19 protein-coding genes, 1 tRNA gene, 1 pseudogene and 1 riboswitch are annotated in these 21714 nt (G+C 57.6%); of the genes and pseudogenes, 9 read left to right on the top strand and 12 right to left on the bottom strand.

All coding sequences use genetic code 11. The features are described 5' to 3' along the window. A complete protein-coding gene (locus tag ACR0D9_RS00130; protein WP_480537368.1) occupies window positions 1-918 on the bottom strand; it encodes a dihydrodipicolinate synthase family protein in 918 nt (305 codons plus the stop codon). A gap of 7 nt (window positions 919-925) precedes the next feature. Further along, the gene (locus tag ACR0D9_RS00135; protein ID WP_480537369.1) at window positions 926-1636 is read right to left on the bottom strand and encodes a GntR family transcriptional regulator; all 711 of its coding nucleotides are present in this window, start codon (window positions 1634-1636) and stop codon (window positions 926-928) included. A gap of 166 nt (window positions 1637-1802) precedes the next feature. Here ACR0D9_RS00135 and ACR0D9_RS00140 point away from each other — a divergent pair, with 166 nt between their 5' ends. Next, window positions 1803-2753, top strand: coding sequence for a GlxA family transcriptional regulator (locus ACR0D9_RS00140; protein ID WP_480537370.1), 951 nt, complete (start codon window positions 1803-1805; stop codon window positions 2751-2753). An 890-nt stretch (window positions 2754-3643) separates the two neighbouring features. Here the strand turns inward: ACR0D9_RS00140 and ACR0D9_RS00145 are convergent. From ACR0D9_RS00145 to ACR0D9_RS00170, 6 genes and pseudogenes are all read right to left on the bottom strand, one after another. Beyond that, window positions 3644-4153: pseudogene (locus ACR0D9_RS00145) on the bottom strand (ABC transporter ATP-binding protein); the annotation flags it as partial. Next, complete coding sequence (locus tag ACR0D9_RS00150) at window positions 4150-5181, bottom strand: FecCD family ABC transporter permease (protein ID WP_480538224.1); 1032 nt, start codon at window positions 5179-5181, stop codon at window positions 4150-4152. The gene ACR0D9_RS00150 and the pseudogene ACR0D9_RS00145, both read right to left, overlap by 4 nt. Before the next feature lie 14 nt (window positions 5182-5195). Further along, a complete protein-coding gene (locus ACR0D9_RS00155) occupies window positions 5196-6200 on the bottom strand; it encodes an ABC transporter substrate-binding protein (RefSeq protein WP_480537371.1) in 1005 nt (334 codons plus the stop codon). 153 nt (window positions 6201-6353) lie between these two features. Beyond that, window positions 6354-6546: riboswitch (cobalamin riboswitch) on the bottom strand. 161 nt (window positions 6547-6707) lie between these two features. Further along, a tRNA-Gln gene (locus ACR0D9_RS00160) sits at window positions 6708-6782 on the bottom strand. A 90-nt stretch (window positions 6783-6872) separates the two neighbouring features. Next, the gene (locus tag ACR0D9_RS00165) at window positions 6873-7862 is read right to left on the bottom strand and encodes an NADPH:quinone reductase (protein ID WP_480537372.1); all 990 of its coding nucleotides are present in this window, start codon (window positions 7860-7862) and stop codon (window positions 6873-6875) included. 111 nt (window positions 7863-7973) lie between these two features. Continuing rightward, complete coding sequence (locus ACR0D9_RS00170; protein ID WP_480482350.1) at window positions 7974-8435, bottom strand: SH3 domain-containing protein; 462 nt, start codon at window positions 8433-8435, stop codon at window positions 7974-7976. A gap of 198 nt (window positions 8436-8633) precedes the next feature. Here ACR0D9_RS00170 and ACR0D9_RS00175 point away from each other — a divergent pair, with 198 nt between their 5' ends. From ACR0D9_RS00175 to ACR0D9_RS00200, 6 genes are all read left to right on the top strand, one after another. Beyond that, window positions 8634-9620, top strand: a complete 987-nt coding sequence (locus tag ACR0D9_RS00175) for a 2-hydroxyacid dehydrogenase (protein ID WP_480482079.1) — start codon at window positions 8634-8636, stop codon at window positions 9618-9620. Window positions 9621-9640: 20 nt separating this feature from the next. Continuing rightward, entirely contained in the window at window positions 9641-10030 is a 390-nt protein-coding gene (locus tag ACR0D9_RS00180; RefSeq protein WP_480482077.1) for a GFA family protein, read from the top strand. Window positions 10031-10141: 111 nt separating this feature from the next. Next, the gene (gene ggt, locus ACR0D9_RS00185) at window positions 10142-11932 is read left to right on the top strand and encodes a gamma-glutamyltransferase (RefSeq protein ID WP_480482075.1); all 1791 of its coding nucleotides are present in this window, start codon (window positions 10142-10144) and stop codon (window positions 11930-11932) included. 93 nt (window positions 11933-12025) lie between these two features. After that, window positions 12026-13435, top strand: a complete 1410-nt coding sequence (locus tag ACR0D9_RS00190) for an FAD-binding oxidoreductase (RefSeq protein WP_480537373.1) — start codon at window positions 12026-12028, stop codon at window positions 13433-13435. A gap of 86 nt (window positions 13436-13521) precedes the next feature. Continuing rightward, window positions 13522-13800: a hypothetical protein gene (locus tag ACR0D9_RS00195; protein ID WP_480537374.1), complete on the top strand. Its 279-nt coding sequence runs from the start codon at window positions 13522-13524 to the stop codon at window positions 13798-13800. A gap of 142 nt (window positions 13801-13942) precedes the next feature. Then, complete coding sequence (locus ACR0D9_RS00200) at window positions 13943-16450, top strand: GcvT family protein (protein WP_267364705.1); 2508 nt, start codon at window positions 13943-13945, stop codon at window positions 16448-16450. 41 nt (window positions 16451-16491) lie between these two features. Here the strand turns inward: ACR0D9_RS00200 and ACR0D9_RS00205 are convergent, their stop codons facing one another. The 3 genes from ACR0D9_RS00205 to ACR0D9_RS00215 form a co-directional block, all read right to left on the bottom strand. Continuing rightward, the gene (locus tag ACR0D9_RS00205; RefSeq protein WP_209504659.1) at window positions 16492-16827 is read right to left on the bottom strand and encodes a carboxymuconolactone decarboxylase family protein; all 336 of its coding nucleotides are present in this window, start codon (window positions 16825-16827) and stop codon (window positions 16492-16494) included. A 69-nt stretch (window positions 16828-16896) separates the two neighbouring features. Next, window positions 16897-17550 (bottom strand): DUF938 domain-containing protein, encoded by a 654-nt coding sequence (locus ACR0D9_RS00210; RefSeq protein WP_480537375.1) that lies wholly within the window; start codon window positions 17548-17550, stop codon window positions 16897-16899. Continuing rightward, window positions 17547-18620, bottom strand: a complete 1074-nt coding sequence (locus ACR0D9_RS00215) for an NAD(P)/FAD-dependent oxidoreductase (protein WP_480537376.1) — start codon at window positions 18618-18620, stop codon at window positions 17547-17549. The genes ACR0D9_RS00210 and ACR0D9_RS00215 overlap by 4 nt, the downstream gene beginning before the upstream one ends. Before the next feature lie 162 nt (window positions 18621-18782). Here ACR0D9_RS00215 and ACR0D9_RS00220 point away from each other — a divergent pair, with 162 nt between their 5' ends. After that, window positions 18783-19211: a hypothetical protein gene (locus tag ACR0D9_RS00220; protein WP_267364708.1), complete on the top strand. Its 429-nt coding sequence runs from the start codon at window positions 18783-18785 to the stop codon at window positions 19209-19211. Then, window positions 19208-20440 (top strand): HlyD family secretion protein, encoded by a 1233-nt coding sequence (locus tag ACR0D9_RS00225; protein WP_267364709.1) that lies wholly within the window; start codon window positions 19208-19210, stop codon window positions 20438-20440. Before ACR0D9_RS00220 ends, ACR0D9_RS00225 begins: the two co-directional genes overlap by 4 nt. 62 nt (window positions 20441-20502) lie before the next feature. On the opposite strand, the gene ACR0D9_RS00230 is transcribed toward ACR0D9_RS00225, so the two are convergent. Next, window positions 20503-21648 (bottom strand): iron-containing alcohol dehydrogenase, encoded by a 1146-nt coding sequence (locus ACR0D9_RS00230; RefSeq protein WP_480537377.1) that lies wholly within the window; start codon window positions 21646-21648, stop codon window positions 20503-20505. Between the last annotated feature and the right edge of the window lie 66 nt (window positions 21649-21714).

Here is a 21714-nt window from a genome sequence, read left to right on the forward strand (position 1 = left end):
TCACCCCTCAGCCACGATGTCAGCGATTGTCTTCGTCAGCACGCGCGTAACCTGCTCCAGCGCGCGCTTGTCATCTTTGTTCAGGCCCTTCAGTGGAGGCCGCATGATACCCGCGTCGATACCGTTCATGGTGACGCCATGCTTGATGGTCTGGATGAACTTGCCACCCTGTTCCAGCACCCGCATCAGTGGCATCATCGCAGACATGATCCGGCGCCCTTTGGCAAAGTTGCCTTCGATCACGCAGGCCTGATACAATGCCACATGTTCTGCTGGCAGGAAGTTCGAACCGCCGCAGACCCAGAATGGTGCGCCCCAGGCGAAAAACTCCAGTGCCTGGTCGTCCATGCCACAGCCCAGCTGGATATGCGGATAATCCCGCGCCAACAGATGCACCCGGTTGATATCGCCCGAGCTTTCCTTAATGCCGCAGAAATTTCGGCTGCGACCCACGCGGTCAAGGAACTCTTCCCCCATCATTGTGCCGGTACGGTGCGGATAGTTGTACAGCATCACCGGCAGGTCGGCGGCCTTGTCGATGGCCAGTGCATTCAGCGCGTTTTCGCGATCCGTCGGCACCGAGTAGGGCGGGCTGGCCAACAGGATGGCGTCCGCGCCGATATCGCGCGCGCCAGCGGCCAGTGCAATCGAGTCCGAAGTCAGCATCGCGCCCGTGCCAACGACCAAGGGCAACCGCCCTTTCAGGTGCTTATGCGTGAATTTGGCCAGTTCCAGCCGCTCCGGCACGGTCTGGGCATAATTCTCACCCGTGGATCCGCCGGAAATCAGGCCGTGCACACCATTTTCGATCAGGTATTCGATCACGTCGGACAGGGCGTCCCAGTTCACGCTGCCATCGTCGTGATAGGGGGTGACCACAGGAGTATAAATTCCTTCGAACTTGAAAATCGGGTTCATTTCGTCCTCATGCGGGCTTCGAAAGTGGCAGGATACCCATTGCGACATCCAGTGCGTCAGGCATCACGAACGTCCCGATCTGATCCCGGGACAGGTTCCAGTGATCCTCGGCCAGTTTCGCCGCCGCAGCTTCATCGCGTGCCTCGATGGCTGCGATGATCGCGTCATGCTGTTGGCTGGCCAGCGATAGGTTTTCCGACATTTCAACTGTCTGCGGCCGATAAAACGTCATGCCAATCCGTGCATGATCGATCAGCAGCCGGTTGAATGACGGAAGCAGGTAGACATTGCCGGACATCTCTCCGGTCACGTCATGAAAACGGTTGTTGGCAAGTGCGCGATCTTCGGCCGACCCTGAACGAAGGGCAGCTTTGAATGCTTGCTGAGCCGCTTTCAGTTCTTCGATTTGCGCGTTAGTCGCGTTCACTGCCGCCAGACGCAGGATGGCCCCGTAAACCATCGGCGCGGCAAGGAAGAAATCGCGCAGTGTGGTGTAGGACATTTCCGAAACACGGGCACTGCGGTTTTTTCGCAGATCCAGATAGCCTTCGCCAGCCAGTTGACGAAACACTTCGCGCAGAGGCGTGCGCGACAGGCCGAATTCATCGGACAGATGCGCCTCATCCAGATCGTCACCTGGACGAAGGCGCAGCGTCAGGATGGACATCTTCAGGTGTTCTCTGAGCGCATTTTTGCGCGACTTGGCTTCGTCTTTCATCCTTTGGCCTCACTATGTCCTGTGGCCGCCGCGTTCGAATCGCGGAGGTCACAGTTTTGTATTTCTAAAAAATACAACTTGTATACAAAAAAATCTCGTGCAGCATGGATGTCTGCAAAATAGACTCACGTTCGGGCGTCGGCCCAGTTTGGAAATGGTCCTGCTCATGCCTCAGACGCAGCACTTCGCCTTCATCCTGGTCGAGGAGTTTTCGCACCTCGCCTTTTCCTGTGCGGTCGAGCCGCTGAGAATCGCCAACCTTGTAAGTGGCGAAGAGCTGTATCGCTGGTCATTTGTATCCGAACAGGGCGAGCAGGCCGTGTCTTCCAATGGGTCCGTCACCCTTGTGCATTCCGGACTTGAGGAACTGTCCAAGTGCGATCAGCTCTTTGTTTTGTCGGGCATTCACATGCGTGACCACGTGACCCGTTCCCTTCTGGCCACACTGCGGCGCGAACGAGCGCGTGGAACGCGGATCGGGGCATTGTGTTCCGGCGCGTGGCTGCTGGCCGAGGCCGGGTTCCTCAACGGTATGCAGGCGGCGATCCATTGGGAATACCACGACGCGTTCATGGAAGCCTTTCCGGATATCAATCTGGTGCGCAGCGTCTTTGTCGCCGACGAAAAACACATTACCGCATCAGGTGGGACCGCGACCGCAGACCTGATGCTGCATCTTATTGAACGCGACCATGGCGAAGAGCTGGCCACCGATGTTGCGGATCAAATGGTCTATAACACTGTGCGTAATGCGACCGCTAAGCAGCGCGTTTCGCTGCAATCGCGCAATGGAATGCGCAATGCCCATCTGGCAAAGGCGATAGATATTATGCAGGACAGTCTGGAAACCCCAGTTTCACCATCCTTCATTGCAGACAATTTGGGTATCTCCACCCGTCAACTTGAACGGTTGTTTGGCAAGTACCTTAACACTTCGCCCAAACGGTACTTTATGGAAATGCGGCTGGAACGGGCCCGGAAGCTGCTTTTGCAAACCGAAGCGTCGGTCACCGAGGTCGCCGTGGCCTGTGGCTTTGAAAATCCGGGACATTTCTCTCGGGTATACCGGTCCAGTTTTGGCATCACACCGCACGCGCAGCGCAACAAGATCAATTGAAATCGGATAGATTGCTGCTTCTACCTGCCGACGGGGGTGCCGCGATCCGCCGACCTTGAACAGGTCCGACCTGGCACCCCCTGATCCCGCCGGGATACCCCCTCGTTAAAAACTGGACTAGTCAACAGACCGGCAGGATTACCCACCAATAAATCTCGATATAGGCATAAGTATATCAAGAACTTGTCATCCAGAGATTTGTTGTGCCCTGTTTCGTTAATCTACCGTTAATTTAAGGCTCAGATTGAGGCTTTGATTGTGGGTAATCTGCAATATCGACATGCGGTCGCCGCAATCTGTTCAACCTGATGGCGTGTCGTGATTTGTGTCAGGCCTCAGAGGTTTCTAAAAGGAATCTGTTTCACGGTTCAAAACAAGTAGTGAACATATCACTGAGGTTTGGTCGACCCACGCTCGGACAACGCGCCTTCCGATCATCTTTGAAGGCAAAAAACGAACGAATCCAATCCAGGTCAGAATCAAGACAGCATTCGACGGGCAACTTGACGGGTTGTGAGGAAACCCAGGTCAAGATTGCGCGCCGTTGGAATATGGCTTTGAGGCCGTAGATTGTACGTATCTGGCATGCTGCGCTGACGACACTGATATCCAGTACGACCAGAAGCGATCGGAAGCCGTCAGTCCAGATGATAGGACAGAAACCGTTCTGTCCCGCCGGTACTATACCCCCACTGTGCTTTGACACCGAAAACTTCTGAAACGGTTTCCAAAGACAGGGCATGTTCGGGCGGGCCAAGAGAGACCAGCCGCCCTTTTGACAAAACAGCCACCCGGTCACAGGCCATCGCCTGATTCAGATCGTGCAGCGCCATCACTGTCGTCACTTTTAGAATTCGAACACAGTTCAGGATCGACAGTTGGTGATGAATGTCCAGATGGTTGGTCGGTTCGTCCAAAAGCAAGAGTCCCGGTTGCTGAGCCAAAGCGCGTGCGATGTGCAGTCGCTGGCGCTCTCCTCCCGACAATGTCGCCCATTCTCTGTGTGCCATATCGGCCATTTCCACGGTTTGCAGGGCTTTGTCGACTTGCCAGGTGTCCTCGGCGCGCCACGGCCGTAAGGCCGACAGCCAGGGCGTGCGGCCCAGTTCGACCACGGATCGTGCAGTCACGCGTTCGGCCGTATCAGCCTGTTGTTCAACGATGGCAATCCGTTGGGCAATTTGTCTGCGCGACAAATGCGAAACGGGATGACCCGCTATGACGACTTTTCCTGAAACCGGACGTACCAACCCCGCCAGCAGGCGCATCAGCGTTGATTTCCCTGAACCGTTAGGTCCGACCAAAGCAAGTGTTTCGCCGGGCTCCACGACAAAGGATACGTCTGACAGCAAAGTCTTGCCGCGAACGGAATATGTCAGGTTTTTCGCCTCGATCTTCATCGGGCGCTCCTCTGGCCGCGCACCAGAATTACGGCAAAGGCAGGCGCACCGATCAGGGCGGTGACCACCCCAATCGGCAGAACCTGACCCGGGATGATGATGCGCGACACGATATCTGCGCCGATCAGGAAGACCGCTCCGATCAAGGCGGAGGTTGGGATAAGCCTGCGATGCCCCGGTCCCACAAGGAACCGGGCAGCATGAGGGATGACCAGCCCGACAAAGCCAATGGATCCGACGATAGAAACCATGACAGCTGTCGTGAGCGCGGTCGCAAAGATCAGGGTTGCCTGCACCCGACGTACCGATATGCCCAGCGAGGCCGCTGAATCAGAGCCGAAAATAAAGGCGTCCAGTGCTCTGGCGTGAAAGCGGCAAATGAGCCAACCGACAAGGGCCACCGGAATGGCCAGATACACATCCGGCCAGCGCACGCCGCTGAGGTTTCCCATCAGCCAGAACATGATCCCGCGCGCCTGATCGGCATTGGCGGATTTGGCGATGATGAAGGCCGTCAGCGCATTGAACAACTGAGACCCGGCAATTCCCGCCAGGACGATCTGTGCCGTCGCAACCCGTCCGCCCCCTGCGCCAGCGGCTCGGGCCAGCAACGCGACAAAACCAAAAGCCAAAAGCGCGCCATTGAACGCGCCAAAAGACAGCGACAAAGCCCCCCCACCCAAACCAGCGATGGTTACAGCCACGGCACCCGTCGAGGCCCCGGCAGAAATGCCCAAAATGTAAGGGTCGGCCAACGGGTTTCGCAGCAAAGCCTGCAACACGACCCCTGCGACAGCCAGACCGGCACCGCAGGACGCAGCGACCAGAGCGCGAGGAATCCGGTAGCTCCAGATAATACCCTGATCAATTGGGTCGACAGGAAAGTCCGCTCCGGCCAGCTTGTTGGCCAGAACGGAGAGAACCAAATCGGGCGACAGAGAGGTTTCCCCGATCATCGCGCCCGCAAGAACCGCCGCAATCAACAATGGCACGGTAAGGCACGCAGCCTTGAAACCCTGCCGTAAGATTGCGGCGACCTCGTTCACAGGTTGTTTCCGATGGTATCCAGCTTCTCGGCCAGATCCTCCAGCGCCGGGATTGCGCGGATGGTGGCGTCCATGGCCTGCGCATCCATAATGACGATCCGGTCATTCTTGACCGCATCCATCTGGCTGGTCACCGGATCAGTGCGCAGGAACTCCAGCTTTTTCAGGTAGTCGTCCGCAGCAAAGCGACGGCGGTCCATCTTGGCGATAACAATCACCGTCGGATTGGCCTTGGCAATGGTTTCCCAGCCCACTGTTGGCCATTCTTCATCCGTCTCGACGACGTTGCGGATACCCAATTTACTCATCATGTATCCCGGTGCGCCTTTCTGTCCGGCCACAAACGGGTCGCTTTCCATTTCAGGAGAGGAAAACCAGAATACGGCTGACACATCGTCCAGCTTCACGGTTTGCGCCTTGGCGACGGCTGCGGCTTCGCGGGCCTTGTACTCGGCAACCAGGTCCGTGCCGCGTTCGGATACATCAAAGGCTGCCGCCAGTTCTTCGATACCCTGATACAGCGTATCGGTCGAGAACGCTTGCAGGCGGGTGCCATCGCCGCCGACTGTATTGTCTTTGCCGATGCAATCTGCAGGCATTACGTACGTTGGAATGCCCAGTTCGTGAAATTGCTCACGCGTGGCGACGATGCCCTCGGGTCCGACATGCCACTCATATTGCGCTGCGACCAGTCCCGGCCGCTTGGCAACAACGCTTTCAAAGCTGGGATCATTGTCTGCCAGACGCTCTACCTTGGCATTCACCTCGGCATATTCAGGCAGCACCTCGTTGAACCAGACCGAGGTTCCAAGAACCTGCTCGCCCAGACCCAGCGCATAAAGCACCTCGGTCGCGGCCTGGCCGACCGTGACTGACGACGTCACTGGCGCGTCAAACGTGACCGAGTGACCGCAGTTTTCGATAGTTAGGGGAAAGTTTCCTTCGGAGGCAGCGCTGGTAGCCAGCAAGGAAAGGCCAATCAGGCCAGTGCGTAGAAACATGACAATCGATCTCCATGTGTCAATGACCAGAGAACGGGTGAATGGGCATTTACCGAAGCAACAGGCGCTTTACTGCCTGCCGTGAGCGCAGGGTAGAAAATAGACCGCCCGGCGCGTTTCTTCGGCAACCTCCCCGGACAACCCCGCCCGGTGTGTTTCGGTTTCATACCGGCAGGTCTCCTGACTGACGGGTCTTTGTCTGTCCTGTCTTCCCAGACCAAAATGGCCCAGTGACGGAAATGGACAGCGCTCGCCGCCTACAGTTGCGGGGGCAGTTCCGGTTGGCACCAAAAGGCACCTCGGATTCCCTCTTAGCCACATCGGGACCGGTAAAACGCGGGTACCTTAACACTTACCCTGCGGCAAGAAAAAACTCCGGGGTCTTTCCTATTTTCTCGCAAGAGCATGCACCTGCGCGTCTCAACATGGCGCTGATATCAGAAAAGCCGCTGAGAACGCGCCAAAATCCGGACCCAGATTCATAGTGTGTGATATTAGGGAAAATCATGGCTGGGGTGGTAGGATTCGAACCTACGATACACGGTACCAAAAACCGCTGCCTTACCACTTGGCTACACCCCAACGGTGAGCGGCTATCTACGATTGTTGATGGCAGGGTTCAAGAGCGTTTTGCAAAAAAAGCGAGCGCCGTAAAATTTTTTTGAAGGCCCCTCATTTGGTGTCGATCAACACCGCTCCGGTACGGTTGCCTTCCTGTACCATCGCATGGGCGGCAGCGCATTCTTCCAGTGTAAAGACCTTATGTACGGGGCAGATCAATGCGCCATCAGCCAGTGCCTTGTGTAGAGTCTCTATTGCGGCGGCGCGCAAATCTGCGGGCAGCAGGTAGATCAGGACTGCCTCGAGTGTCACGGCCTTGAACATCATGGGTCCAAAGGGAAAGACGGGTGTCATATTCCGGGCAGATCCATATGCGTTGATACGGCCGTTTTCGGCGATGACGGCAATGTTGGTGTCAAGGTTCTGTCCAAATTCGACATCGACGATTCGACCAATTGCACGTCCATCATTTGCGTCGAGAATCTGATCCGAAAGGTGTTCACCGGAGTAGTCGAGAACGACATCTGCACCAGCTGCCTTGACCCGGTCAAAGCTGCGGGTGCTGGCCGTTGCGATCACTTTGGCTCCGGCCCATTTGGCAAGCTGGACAGCCAGATACCCGACAGTACCCGCCCCACCATGGATCAAAATGGTTTGCCCGCGCGGCGTGCCGCCCGAGAACACTGCGTGGCTTGCGGTAAGGCCCGGAATTCCAAGAATCGCTCCGGTTTCAAGTGACACCGTCTCGGGCAGTTCTACAGCCTGAGATTCAGGCAGGGTGATGTGGCTGGCAGCTGTACCGAACGCGCGTTGCCATTGCCCGTTCCAAATCCACACGCGCTGACCAATCCGCGTCGCGGGTACGCCATCGCCAACCGCTGTGATGACTCCAGCCCCGTCGCTGTGCGGAACGATCAGCGGAAACGGAGGTTCTGTGACACCCGGTCGGGTTCCCGCGCGGGCCTTGACGTCCGAGGGATTTACGCCGGAATAAGACAACTCGACCGTGACTTCACCCGGTCCAGGCGGAACTGGGGGAATATCCTGTATGCGCAAGACATCGACAGCGTCTCCGAAGGCTGAATAGGTGACTGCGCGCATAGGGTCCTCCGTTTAGGTCGAGTTAAGCGGCGATTGGGCCGGTAACTCAAACAGCTTGTCGCGCTTTTTCGGGGCGATGCGCAACCGCGGATACCGGAAATTGTCTTTCGCCTATTCCCGAATTTCGGAAGAATCGACGCCCCAAAGGTTCGATTTCAGTGTCCAGCCACGGTATCCGCCGGCGGTGATCCTGCACCAGTCCAGCGAACAGGCTCCAAGGCGCGCCACCACTCCGGTCTCGAAATGGGCATTCACGGGCGAGGTCGGGTCGGGGCGGGCATAAACAGGCAGCATCTCGGATTCGATCAGCACCGTTCGGACGCCAGACAACAAGGCATAGTGAACCCAGCCACCCGCGCCGTCGCGGTCTTGGACCTTGCGCCAGTTGCCGTATTCGGCAGTGACCTGCAGCGGCATGCCACGCCTTTTGAATACCCAATCGATTCGGTGGGTTAGGGATGGTCCGCGTCGCACGTTCCCTTCGGCTGCCTTCATCGACACATATCGGGGCAGGGGCAGGTTGGTGACCGATCCGCGTTTGACTTCGGCATGTGCGGCGCAGGCACCGAACATGACCAGAAATGCGGAAACTACCGCCAAAGATCGGCGTTTTACCGGTCGAATACCACTCACTGACTGCCCGCTCTTATGCCTGTTGATCCGGTTTTGAAAAAAGGTCGACTCAATGCCATTGGGGTTCTTGTGCCCCGCCTTATCCTGCGCCACGATGCCATGGCGCGCGTCCGTTTGCAAAGCAGTGGGAGAGCCGAGGTGCCAAGAGAACGTTTAAGTGTTGTCGTTACGCGACGGTTGCCTGAGGCAGTAGAAACCCGGTTAAGCGAATTGTTTGACGTGCGCCTGCGCGACGACGACACCCCAATGACGCGTGAAGAATTAGTAGCAGCGGTGCAGGATGCCGATGTTCTGGTGCCTACGGTGACCGATACCATTGATGGCGGGCTATTGGGTCAGGCAGGTGAAAAACTGCGGCTGATCGCCAATTACGGGGCCGGTGTCGACAATATCGATGTGGCGACGGCGCGGCAGCGCGGCATATTGGTGTCCAACACGCCCGGTGTGCTGACCGACGACACGGCAGATATGACCATGGCCCTGATTCTCGCTGTCACACGGCGCATTCCCGAAGGGTTGAGCGTCATGCAGCAAGGCGACTGGACCGGGTGGGCCCCCACCGCGTTTCTGGGTGGTCGCATTGGCGGGCGGCGTTTGGGTATTCTGGGCATGGGCCGGATCGGACAGGCTGTGGCCCGCCGCGCCAAGGCGTTTGGTATGCAGATCCATTATCACAACCGCCGCAGATTGCGCCCAGAGATTGAGCAAGAACTAGAGGCGACCTATTGGGAAAGCCTGGATCAGATGGTGGCGCGTATGGATGTGATATCTATCAACTGCCCATCGACACCGTCTACCTTCCACCTGATGAACGCGCGCCGCCTAAAGCTGATGAAACCCTCGGCAGTGATCGTGAATACTTCGCGGGGTGAGGTTATTGACGAGAACGCTTTGACCCGGATGATCCGCGCGGGGGAAATTGCGGGCGCGGGGCTGGATGTCTACGAACAGGGAACCGGTGTGAACCCGCGCTTGCGGCAGTTGCCGAACGTGGTTCTACTGCCGCATATGGGGTCGGCCACGCTGGAGGGCCGGGTTGAGATGGGTGAAAAAGTCATCATCAACATCAAAACCTTCGAAGATGGCCACCGCCCACCGGATCAGGTTGTGCCTGCGATGCTCTGACGCGTCGGAAAGGATCATGGATGGACGTGTTTGAAGGGGGATGCCGTTGTGGAAAACTGCGCGTCACGGCTTCGGGTTGTCCTCTTCGCGTCGGGATTTGCCATTGTCTGGACTGCCGCAAACACCACGGCGCGTTGTTTTATGCGGCGGCTATTTTTCCGGCGGATGCGGTTAAGATCACCGGAAATGTGAAAGGTTATTCCGACCGGTACTTTTGCCCTGATTGCGGATCTCCGGTATTTGCCCGAAGCGGTGCCGAAGTCGAAGTGCATCTGGGCTGTCTTGACGCGCCTGACCAATTCATACCGACATATGAATGCTGGACCAAACGACGCGAGGCGTGGCTACCCGAATTTGCCGAGACAACCCGCTATGATCAGGATCGTCGCGCCGAAGAAACCGAACCGTAGGGGAAATGGCGAAACTTCGCTGTGATAACACGCTGCCATGCCTGATCGTTGCAGAGGGGGCAAAATCCTTACAGGATTGAAAATAAAGATTGTATTGGAGGGTTAGAACAGATGAGACATGTTTCAGCACTGCTGCTTACTACCGCACTTGCTATTTCGACACCGGGGTTCGCGCAGGAAACAGCCGATGCCGTTGCACCCGAAGCCGCGACAGAAGGGCAGGTTCAGGCGATGACCGACGAGGTTATTGCGGCCCTCGAAGCCAAGCTTGAGGGAGTCCCGGTCACATCCGAAAACTGGATGATAGCTGCGGCCAATCCGCTGGCGGTCGAGGCCGGGGCCAAAGTGCTGCGCGCGGGCGGGTCTGCCGCGGATGCGATGGTTGCCGTGCAGGTCGTGCTGGGGCTGGTCGAGCCGCAATCTTCTGGTCTGGGCGGGGGTGCGTTTCTGGTTTGGTACGACGCGGCCAGCGGGCAGATGACAACGCTGGACGGGCGCGAAACGGCCCCCCTTGCCGCTACCCCGACGCTGTTTCAGGATGAAAACGGCGAGCCGCTGAAATTCTTCGATGCGGTGGTGGGCGGATTGTCGGTGGGTACACCGGGTACGCCTGCACTGCTGGAAGAGGCGCATCGAAGATGGGGGCGCGCGTCTTGGCCCGGACTGTTTGCCGACGGAATCCGATTGGCGGATGAAGGGTTTCTGGTTTCCCCGCGTCTGGCCAGCCTTGTAGAAAACGATGCTGACCGCCTGTCGCGCTTTCCCGAAACAGCCGCATATTTCCTGCCTGACGGTCAGCCGTTGCAGCAGGGGCAGCGGTTGATGAACCCGGATTATGCCGAAACATTGCGCGTGCTGGCCAGCGATGGCGCTGCCGGTTTTTACGGAGGTGAGATCGCTGCGGATATCGTGCGAACTGTTCGCAATGCCCCAGGAAATCCCGGCGTTCTTGCAGGGGTGGATTTGGCGCTCTACCAGGTGATCGAACGTGAACCGGTCTGTGCCGAATACCGCGCCTACGAGGTTTGCGGCATGGGCCCGCCGTCGTCGGGTGCGCTGACCGTCGGGCAGATTCTGGGGATGTTGAACAGCTATGATCTTGCAGCAATGGGCGCTGAGAGCGCCGAGGCATGGCGCCTGATCGGCGATGCTTCGCGCCTCGCCTTTGCGGATCGTGGGCGGTACATGGCCGATAGCGATTTCATACCCATGCCCACCAAGGGGCTGGTTGATCCGGGTTATTTGACCCAGCGGGCGGCATTGCTGGAAGGCGAAATGGCCTTGTCCGAGGTCGCACCGGGCCAACCGGAATTTGACCATGCTTTGATTTGGGCAGACGACGTGTCGCTGGAGCTGCCGTCAACCTCGCATATCTCGATCGTGGACAGCTATGGCAATGTGCTGTCGATGACGACGACGATCGAGAATGGTTTTGGGTCGCGCCTGATGACAAACGGGTTCCTGCTGAACAACGAGCTTACTGATTTCTCGTTCAAGACACACAGCGACGGTGTGCCGATTGCCAACCGGCTGGAGCCTGGCAAGCGTCCGCGCTCATCCATGAGCCCGACTATCGTGTTGCAGGATGGCGAGCCGGTTCTGGCTATCGGGTCTCCGGGCGGCAGCCGGATTATCGGCTATGTCGCCAAGTCCATCATCGCCTGGGCCGATTGGGGAATGGACGTGCAGCAGGCGGTTTCCCTGCCTCATCTGGTCAACCGGTTCGGAACATATGATGTTGAGGCGGCGACTTCTGCGGAAGGATTTACAGACGCGCTTGCTCAGTTGGGTTTTGAAGTCAACGCACGCGACCTGACTTCGGGGCTGCACGCCATCGAAATCGGTGACGGGCTGAGCGGTGGTGCCGACCCGCGCCGCGAAGGGATTGCGCTGGGCGAATAGACCCTCGGTATTAGTGGGGATTGCCTGCTTTCAACGGGCCTTTTAGTCATAGGCTGAAAGGCCCGAAATGTTTTGGGGCAGGGGAGGATGACAATGGTGCAGGCAACCGCATTGCCAAGGAATGAAGCTGGTATTGAAACCGTCATAAGCATTCTCAAGCAGCGCTTTGGCGACAGGTTGCAAACGGGTGCCGCTGTCCGTGAACAACACGGGCACACCACGACCTGGATCGAAAACCAAAGCCCCGATGCCGTGGTTTTCCCGCATTCGACGCAAGAGGTTTCGGACATCGTCAAAACTTGTGCGGCGCACCGGGTGCCAGTGATCCCGTTCGGAACAGGAACATCGCTGGAAGGGCATGTAAATGCGCCGGCGGGGGGAATCTCGGTCGATCTGACACAGATGGACAGTGTGCTTGCAGTTCATGCCGAGGATCTGGATTGTGTCGTGCAGCCCGGTGTCACGCGCGAAGCGTTGAATAAACACTTGCGCGATCTGGGCCTGTTCTTTCCGATTGATCCCGGGGCGAATGCGTCGCTGGGTGGGATGGCTGCTACCCGCGCGTCGGGCACCAATGCAGTGCGCTATGGGACGATGAAAGACAACGTTCTCAGCCTTGAAGCCGTAATGCCAGACGGTCAGATCATTCGTACCGGGCACCGGGCCAAGAAATCTTCAGCCGGCTATGATCTGGCCCGTCTTCTGATCGGGGCCGAAGGCACGTTGGGAATCATCACCGAGCTGACATTGCGGTTGCAGGGTATCCCCGAAGCGATCAGTTCGGCCCGGTGTTCCTTTCCGACCGTCGACGCCGCGTGCCGTGCGGTGATGATGACAATTCAGTACGGCATCCCGGTTGCCCGGATCGAGTTGCTGGACGAGTTGTCGGTTCAGGCCGCCAACGCCTATTCCGGGCTGAGTCTGCCGGATACACCGTTGTTGTTGCTGGAATTTCACGGCTCGGAAAGCAGTGCGGTAGAGCAGGCTGAAACCTTTGGTCAGATCGCCGAGGAATTTGGTGGCACGGATTTTGCAGCAACTTCGACCACCGAAGAACGGAACAAACTTTGGCAGGCGCGGCACGATATGTATTGGGCGTGTCTGCAATTGCGCCCCGGTGCGCGGGGTATTTCAACCGATGTCTGCGTACCGATCTCGCGCCTGGCCGAGTGTGTGACCGAGACCCAGAAGAAGGCTGCCGGCCTCGGCTTGTTGGCCCCCATCGTGGGCCATGTGGGGGACGGCAATTTTCATACGCTGCTGCTGATCGACATGGAAAACGTGGAAGAAGTTACCAAGGCCGAGGCGTTTGTCGGCTGGCTGAACGACATGGCGATATCCATGGAAGGCACATGTACCGGTGAACATGGCATCGGGCAGGGAAAGAGACCGTATCTGATCAGGGAACTGGGCGCCGCCACGCGATACATGGCTGCGATCAAGGCCGCGCTGGACCCAGACAACATCATGAATCCCGGCAAGATCTTGTCGGATGACACGTAGCCATATTCACCCCCTGGTCCGTATTTGCGCCCTCAAAACGTCCACATGTCATGGTTTCAAAGGGTTGATGACAGAGGATGGTCGACATGAGCGTAAAATATCTGGCGGGGTTTGTAGCCATCTGCGGGTTGGCCGTTGCAGGGCTGGACTATGTTCAGCAAGCCAAAGCATCGGAAAATGGCTTTGGCATGAAAGAATATCTTGCCTCGGTATCCTCGCGTGTCGGTCTTTCTGACGGCTGGTTCACGGCAGAGGCGCAGCCTTCGCCATCACAGGAACCGGCGGTGAAAAGTCCCTCGGACGAAAGCGGCAAATTGGTCTGCGTCTCGGTCGGAACAAGCAAACGCTGCCGTTCCAGTGGTTGAGGGCAGCGGCCGGACGAATGAATTGCGACCCGCTTTCGATATTCGGGTCGTTTTTTTCATATCACTGGTCGGATGAATGTCGCGCTATCCCCCTTAAGTACGCCATATGGTGTCAACTGATTTCAAGGGGAGACGCCCGGTTATGAAAACCCAAGTCAAAGCATTGGTCGTAGGCGGCGGCGCCGTCGGGACCTCGATTGCCTATCACCTGGCCAAAGCAGGCTGGGACGATGTGATGTTGATCGAACGGGACGAACTTACGTCCGGGTCCACCTGGCACGCCGCGGGCCTGTTGCCGCTGTTCAACATGTCTTATGCGACGACCCATATCCACAAGTATTCCGTGGATTTCTACAAGACGCTTGAGGAAGAAACCGGCCTGAATGCGGGCTTCGCGGTTGTGGGCAACCTGCGCATGGCACAGACGCAAGAGCGTATGGACGAATACATGCTCTATGCCTCGACCGCCGAAACCTGTGATGTGAAATACGAATGGCTGACCCCGGACCAGATCAAGGAACGCTGGCCGCTGATCGAGACATCGGATCTGAAGGGCGCGATCTATCACACCGAGGACGGTTATATTAACCCTGCCGATGTGACTCAGGCAATGGCCAAGGGGGCCCGTCAACGTGGCGTCGAAATCGTGCGCAAGATGCAGGCTGACGCGTTCCACTGGAACGGCACGCACTGGGAAGTGACCTGCACCAAGATGGTCGAAAAGGGCGGCAACCTGGTGCCTTCCGACGAGCAGGTCGTAATCACCGCCGAACATGTTGTGACCGCGTCGGGCAACCACGCGCAGCGCACCGCCAAGATGCTGGGCATCAAAATGCCTGCTATCCCGGTGGAACATACCTTTATCGTCATGGATAAAGACCCCGAGTTGGTCAAATGGCGCGAAGCAGGCAACCCCGAGCACCCCGTTGTCCGCGACGCCGACAACGAATCCTATGCGCGTGAAGAACGCGGTGGCTGGATTCTTGGTATCTACGAACACGGCGCCCCTGCGCAGTTCGAATTCGGCGTTCCGGACAGCTTCCGCGCCGACCTGTTCCCACTGGATCTGGACCGGATCGCCGAGCAGTACATGGCAATGGCCGAGCGCGTGCCGTCCTGTGCCGAATCCGGCCTGAAGGATGATTTCAACGGCCCGATCTGCTATACACCGGATGGTAACCCGCTGGTTGGTCCGGCCCCGGGTTTGCGTAACATGTGGCTGGCCGAGGGTTTCAGCTTTGGCATCACCGCTGCGGGCGGCACCGGCTATTATCTGGCACAGATGATGGTCGATGGCGAAGCCGAGATCGACATGGCATCGCTGGACCCCAAGCGTTACAGCAGCAACTGGATGACCACCGAGTTCGCGGCGCGCAAGAATGAAGAATGCTACGAGCATGTCTATATCCTGCACCACCCGGATGAAGAGCGTGAAGCCTGCCGTCCGCTGCGCACTGTTCCTGCCTATGATCGTCAGAAAGCGCGCGGTGCACAGTTCGGCTGGGTCAATGGCTGGGAACGTCCGAACTATTTCGGTCCGCTGGACGCGCCCGAGAATTTCGACAAGGAAGCACGCTCGTTCCGTCGTGGCGGCTGGTGGCAATATGCTGTCGAAGAAGCCAAGGCAATCCGCGAAGGCGTCGGCCTGATCGACGCGTCGGCCTTCACCAAGCATGTCGTCAAAGGCCCCGGTGCCACGCAGTTCCTGGATTGGTTCACCTGCAACAAGCTGCCCAAGGTCGGCCGTATCAACCTGACCTACGCGCTGACCTCGAATGGCACCACCCGCACCGAATACACCATCGTCCGCAATGGCGAGAACAACTACTACATCGTCTCTGCCGGTGCATGGACCGAGTACGACGCCGACTACCTGCGTAAAGCGGCCGAGGACAAGATGGAGGAGTTCGGTTACATCGAAATCCAGGACGTGACCACGCAATGGGGCGTCTTCGCCATCGCCGGACCCAAGTCGCGTGACGTTTTGAAAGAAGTCATCAAGGACGCCGATCCGGAAACCGCACTGTCCAACAAGCGCTTCCCGTGGTTGTCGGCCCGTCAGATCGAGTTGGGCATGTGCCCGGTCAACGCGATCCGCGTGGCCTATACCGGTGAGCTGGGCTGGGAACTGCACCATCCGATCGAGATGCAGAACTACCTGTTCGACCTGCTGGAAAAAGCCGGTGAAAAGCACGGCATGAAACTGGTTGGTGCCCGTGCCCAGAACTGGCTGCGTCAGGAGAAGTCCTATCGCGCCTTTGGCACCGAACTGGGCCGCGATGCGACCCCGCTGGAAGCCGACCTGCCGCGCTTTGTCGACCTGTCCAAGGACTTCCACGGCAAGGCCAAGCTGGAAGAGACCGGTGTGCGCGTCAAGTGCTGCACCTTGCTGATCGACGGTCCGGCCGATGCTGACCCGTGGGGCCGCGAGGCGCTGTATACGCCGGAAGGCGAGCGTGTAGGTCGACTGACCTCGGGCGGCTATTCTGTCGCGTTCGAGAAGTCGATCGGCATGGGCTATGTGAAGCCTGATCTGGCGGTCGAAGGCACCAAGCTGAAGGTCAAGATGCAGGACAAGTTGTGGGATGCTGTCGTGACATGCGACAGCCCCTATGATCCGAAAAACGAAACCATCCGCAAGGACGGCTGATCAATCTAAGGCCCCGGAATTTCCGGGGCCTTTTCTGTTGGTTACGCGGATAGTTCGTCGAAACATTCCAACGCCTTGGCAGCATACATCATGGCTGGTCCACCACCCATCTGAATAGCCATACCCAAAACGTCGGACACCTCTTCGCGCGTTGCGCCCGCTTTGACCAACGCATCGGTGTGCAGAGTAATGCAGGGCTCGCAGCGGAGCGACACCGACATGCCCAACGCAATAAATTCCTTGGTTTTATAGTCGAGCGTTCCGCCTTCCTTCACTGCCTTCCCAAGCGCGCCGAATGCGCGCGAAGTGTCGGGAATGGCCCCGTTGAGGTTGCGCAAACTGGTGCGCGTCGCCGAGAGCTTTTCTTGCCAAGCCATATTGAGTGCCTTTTTCATATAAGATAACGGGAATATGTGCGGGCAGTGGTAATTTGACTTTGATCTCGATCAGTTGGCCGGGCGCTCGGAAACAAATGCAAGGTTATTTGCGGGCATGTCGATGGTTTTCAGCACGCGCAACCCTACGTCCTGAAACAGGCCAAGCATATCTTCGTCATTCTTGTATCCAATGTGTGGATCTTGCCCGATCAGAGCCTCGTGAAACCTTTTGTCCCCGTCGCTTGTCAATTGGCCCGAGCGTTTGAATGGGCCGTACAAAACGAACCTCCCGTTTTCAGTCAGGGACTGAGCGATTTCGGCGAAAATGGTTCTGGTGTCCTGCCAACTGATCAAATGTATCAGGTTGATCAAGACGATCAGGTCCTGCGAAGGAAAGCGGGTATGCCAGCCCGAATTCGTTGCGTCCAGATGTTCGGCGCCTGCCACGTTGGGTAAGGCGCTGGCATAGGCGTCGATGCTATTGCGGCGCTCAGGGTCAGGTTCGGTGGGATGCCACGTCAGATCGGGCAGCAAATCAGCAAATCCACAGACATGCTGACCGGTTCCGCTTGCAATCTCCAGCGCGTGCCCGCGGCGCGGTGCCCAGTCTTGTAGCAACGCACAAAGCGCATCCAAGTTTCGCGTCGCTGCCGGGGCCACCAGTTTTCCATCCTCACCCGCGTTGGCGACACTCGCAGAGGGCGGTAGATTGCGTTTTATCATCTGTCCAACCTGTTTGGGGTCAGCGACTTAACACTGTCTGGATCCAGCACCGGCGTGTTTCCAACCACCAGATCACACAACAACTGCGAAGCTGCCGGTGCTGTTTGGAAACCATACCCGCCTTGACCCGCAGACCAGATGAACGATGGATCAATCGGGTCAGGCCCAAGCACCAAGGTTCCATCTGGTGCGAAACTGCGCAATCCTGCCCAGTTTGTTTCGACGCGTGTTACTGGTTCGGTCATCAATTCTTCATAGCGCGCCAGACCTTCGGCCAGCACCATATCGTCGGCATAGGCGTCCTGAGGTGGTACCGGGTCGGCTTCGGCAGGCGAAACAAGCAGCTTGCCCGCGTCCGGTTTGGCGTACCATGTTTCACCCGTGCCCAGCATCATGGGCCATCCGGATACATCATGGCCTCCGGGGGCGGGCAGCCGCGCCATGGATCGGCGGCGAGGAGTGATGCCGATAGGTGGTATCCTGGCAAGCATGGCGATCTCGTCCACCCATGCACCGGTCGCATTCACCAAATTGCGGGCTTCGAAGATTTGCCCGGCCTCGACCAGCCAATGCCGCTCTTTTCGAATACCGGTTACTTTGCTTTTCGTTGCAACGGTTCCTCCGTTCTGGCGAATGGCCCGCGCGAAATCCTGCAACAGGCGATCGGTATCGATGTCAAACGCAGCTTCACTGATAGCCGCGAAACCCACCTTGGCCGGGTTCAGGATCGGAACGCTCGAAACCGCCTGATCGATGGGAATTCTTTCCATGTTCAGATCCTTGCGGTCGGCTTCGAAAACCTCGCTTTGTTCAAACGAACCGATCAACATCAGTCCGCGCCGTGTCAGGTACCCACCGTTCTGTGTGTGCAGGAACGCGGCCCCAGCCGTGTTCAGCGCCACCACGGATGGCGGACCATAGCTTTGCTCAAACAGGGCTGCCGAGCGACCCGACGCGTGATACCCCAAGGCGTCTTCGGCCTCCAAAACCATCACGGTTCCATGTTCCGACAAGCGCGCGCCCGCACTCAACCCGGCAATTCCGCCCCCGATGACGAGGAAATCGATCATTATTTGTGTTCCTTCCGCAGCAGGTTCGCCACAAGTTTTCTGGGTTTCATTTAGCTTTCTGGGTCAAGCACTTGGCATTTCGAAGAATCTCCAAAATATATGCAGCCTTGAATTTGGGCTTCAACCCGTTCAAAGAAGTATCAAAACGAACAGGAGGGCAAGGTGACCGCAGCAGATCTTCATCCAATGGCCACTGGGCACATTCCCCGATACGTCGTCGCAGCTGACGGAAGCGATTACCTTTTTTCGGCTATGGTCGTCTTCTTTGTCATTCTCGTGGTGCTGATCGGTGTTGGGTACCTGACGCTTCATTCGGTTCCGGAAAAAATGGCGCACGAGAACAACCATCCGCAATTTCAGTTGGTGGGCATTCTGGCACTGCTGGCCTTGTTTACACATAACGGGATTTTCTGGATTGCCGCCGTACTGGTCGCAGGGTTTCAGTTTCCGGATTTCGCCTCCCCACTTAGAAACATCGCCGATGCCATTCGTTCTCTTGGAGGTGCAAGTGCTCCGGAACCGGTGCCCGAGGCACCTGTGCCAACCCCTGGCGTTTCAGAAGTCACCGACGTGCAGGAGCAAAACACATGATTGAGACCCTGCTTTGCGCCCTGATCACGGTGCTGCCCGATTATCTGTTCCGCCGGTTTGTTCAGGGCAAACGTATCGGTCACGAGATCACCCTTTTCACCATGTGGTACGAATTGCGCTGGGGTCTTACGACCTGTGCCATTCTGGCGCTGACGGTAATCACCACGCTGTTCTATTTTCACCCAGCCAGTAAAACCGCAGCGTCCTATTTTCGAACCGTGACGATCCTGCCGCAACTTGGCGGTCGCGTTTCGGAAATATTCGTCAAGAATAACGAGTTGGTAACCGCTGGTCAGCCGATTTTCAGGATCGAAGATTTCAGCCAGGCAGCGCAGGTTCAGGCGGCAAATGCACAGATTGCACAGGTTCAGGCCTCGCTGCGCGTGGCTGAAACTGATCTGGCCGAGGCTGATGCCGGTATTGCCGGTGCCAAGGCGGCTTTGGCGCAGTCCTTGGAAGATCTTGAAAGAAATACGACCCTGCGCGACCAAGGTTCAAGCGCTGTCCGACTGACCGAGATTGAGCGGTTGGAAAACCTTGTTGCCGAGCGTGAGGCGCAGGTTGTTGCGGCCGAATCCAGACGTGCGGCAGTTGAACAGCAGATCGAGGAGCTGATCCCCGCGCAACTGGCCAGTGCCATAGCACAGCTGGACGCCGCGCAAACCGAGTTGGACAAAACACTGATTGTCGCCGGTGTTACCGGACGGGTCGAGCAGTTTAGCCTGCAAGTCGGTGATTACGTGAGCCCCTTGTTGCGTCCTGCTGGCATCCTCGTTCCATCGCATACCGGACATGACCGTTTTCAGGCGGCTTTCAACCAGCTGTCTGCTCAGGTGATCAAACCAGGTATGATCGGTGAGTTGGGCTGCATGACCAAGCCTTTCACCGTTATCCCCACTGTGGTGGTCGAGGTGCAGGATGTCATACCGTCCGGCCAGATCCGTCCATCAGATGAATTGCGGGATGTACAGAACAATACTAATCCCGGATCAATTCTGGTCTTTATGGAGCCGCTGTATAAAGGTATGGCCGATGACATTCCTCCAGGCAGCAACTGTCTGGCCAATGTCTACACCGACAACCATGACCGTCTGGAACACGAGGATTTGGGCTTTTGGCAAGCTGCTTTCCTGCATGTGGTTGACACAATTGGCGTGGTCCATGCGGCAGGTTTGCGTTTGCGCCTGATCCTGATGCCGGTCAACACTCTGGTACTGACCGGGCATTGATCCGGCACCAGTAGAACAGTTCTTAAAGCGCCCGGCAGGTTCCTTGCCGGGCGCTTGTTTTTTTACAGTGCTGCTTTGAACAGCTGTGTCAGGTTTTCTTTGGTCAACTCAATCGGGTTCCCGCCGCATGAAGGGTCGATGATTGCGCCTTCGACGAGGGTTGGGATTGAGGTTTCGGTCACGCCGAGGTCTGCCAGCTTTCGCGGGATACCAAGGCTGTCGTTGAATTCCTGCACAAAGGCGCGGAAGCCATCGAACCCGCCTTTGATGCCCAGATAGGCGGCAGCGTTCTGGAACCGGTCGGCGATGGCGGGGGCGTTAAAGTCCAGCACGGCAGGCATACAGACCGCGTTTGTGGTGCCGTGATGGGTGTTAAAGTGCGCGCCAACCGGGTGGCTCATGGCGTGGATCGCGCCCAGTCCCTTCTGGAACGCGGTCGCGCCCATGGCCGCCGCGCTCATCATCTGGGCGCGGGCCTCAATGTCGCTGCCATCTGCGTAGGCGCGCGGCAGATAGTCTTTCACCAAACGCATGCCTTCCAGTGCGATGCCCTGGCTCATCGGGTGATAATGCGGGCTCGAATAGGCTTCGACGCAATGCGCGAAGGCGTCCAGACCGGTGCCTGCGGTGATGAATTTGGGCATCCCAACCGTCAGTTCAGGATCGCAGATCACCACCGTCGGCAGGACCTTGGGGTGGAAGATGATCTTTTTGGCGTGGGTCTCGGAATTGGTGATGACACTGGCGCGGCCAACTTCGGACCCGGTCCCCGCAGTCGTTGGAACCGCAATGATCGGCGCGACTGCATCCGCATCGGCGCGGGTCCACCAGTCGCCGATATCCTCGAAGTCCCATACCGGGCGCGTCTGGCCGCACATGAAGGCGACCATCTTGCCCAGATCCAGCCCCGAGCCGCCGCCAAAGGCAATCACACCATCATGTCCACCGGCCTTGTATGCCGCAACGCCTGCGTCGAGGTTCTTCTCATTTGGGTTTGGGTCCACATCACTGAATAGACCGCGGCCCAGACCGGCCGCCTCCATGATATCCAGCGTCGCCGATGTGATCGGCAGATCGGCCAACCCCTTGTCCGTGACCAGCAGGGGTTTCTTCATCCCGGCTGCGGCACAGGCTGCGGGCAGTTCCTTGATGCGCCCGGCACCAAATTTGATTGCGGTCGGATAGGACCAGTTTCCAACAAGTGACATGTCAGGTTTCCTTTGTGATTTGAGACCTGCTCGGGCGAGGGGGTCAGACCCGAGCAGGCCGTCGTC

The organism is Ruegeria sp. AK11, assembly GCF_056541095.1.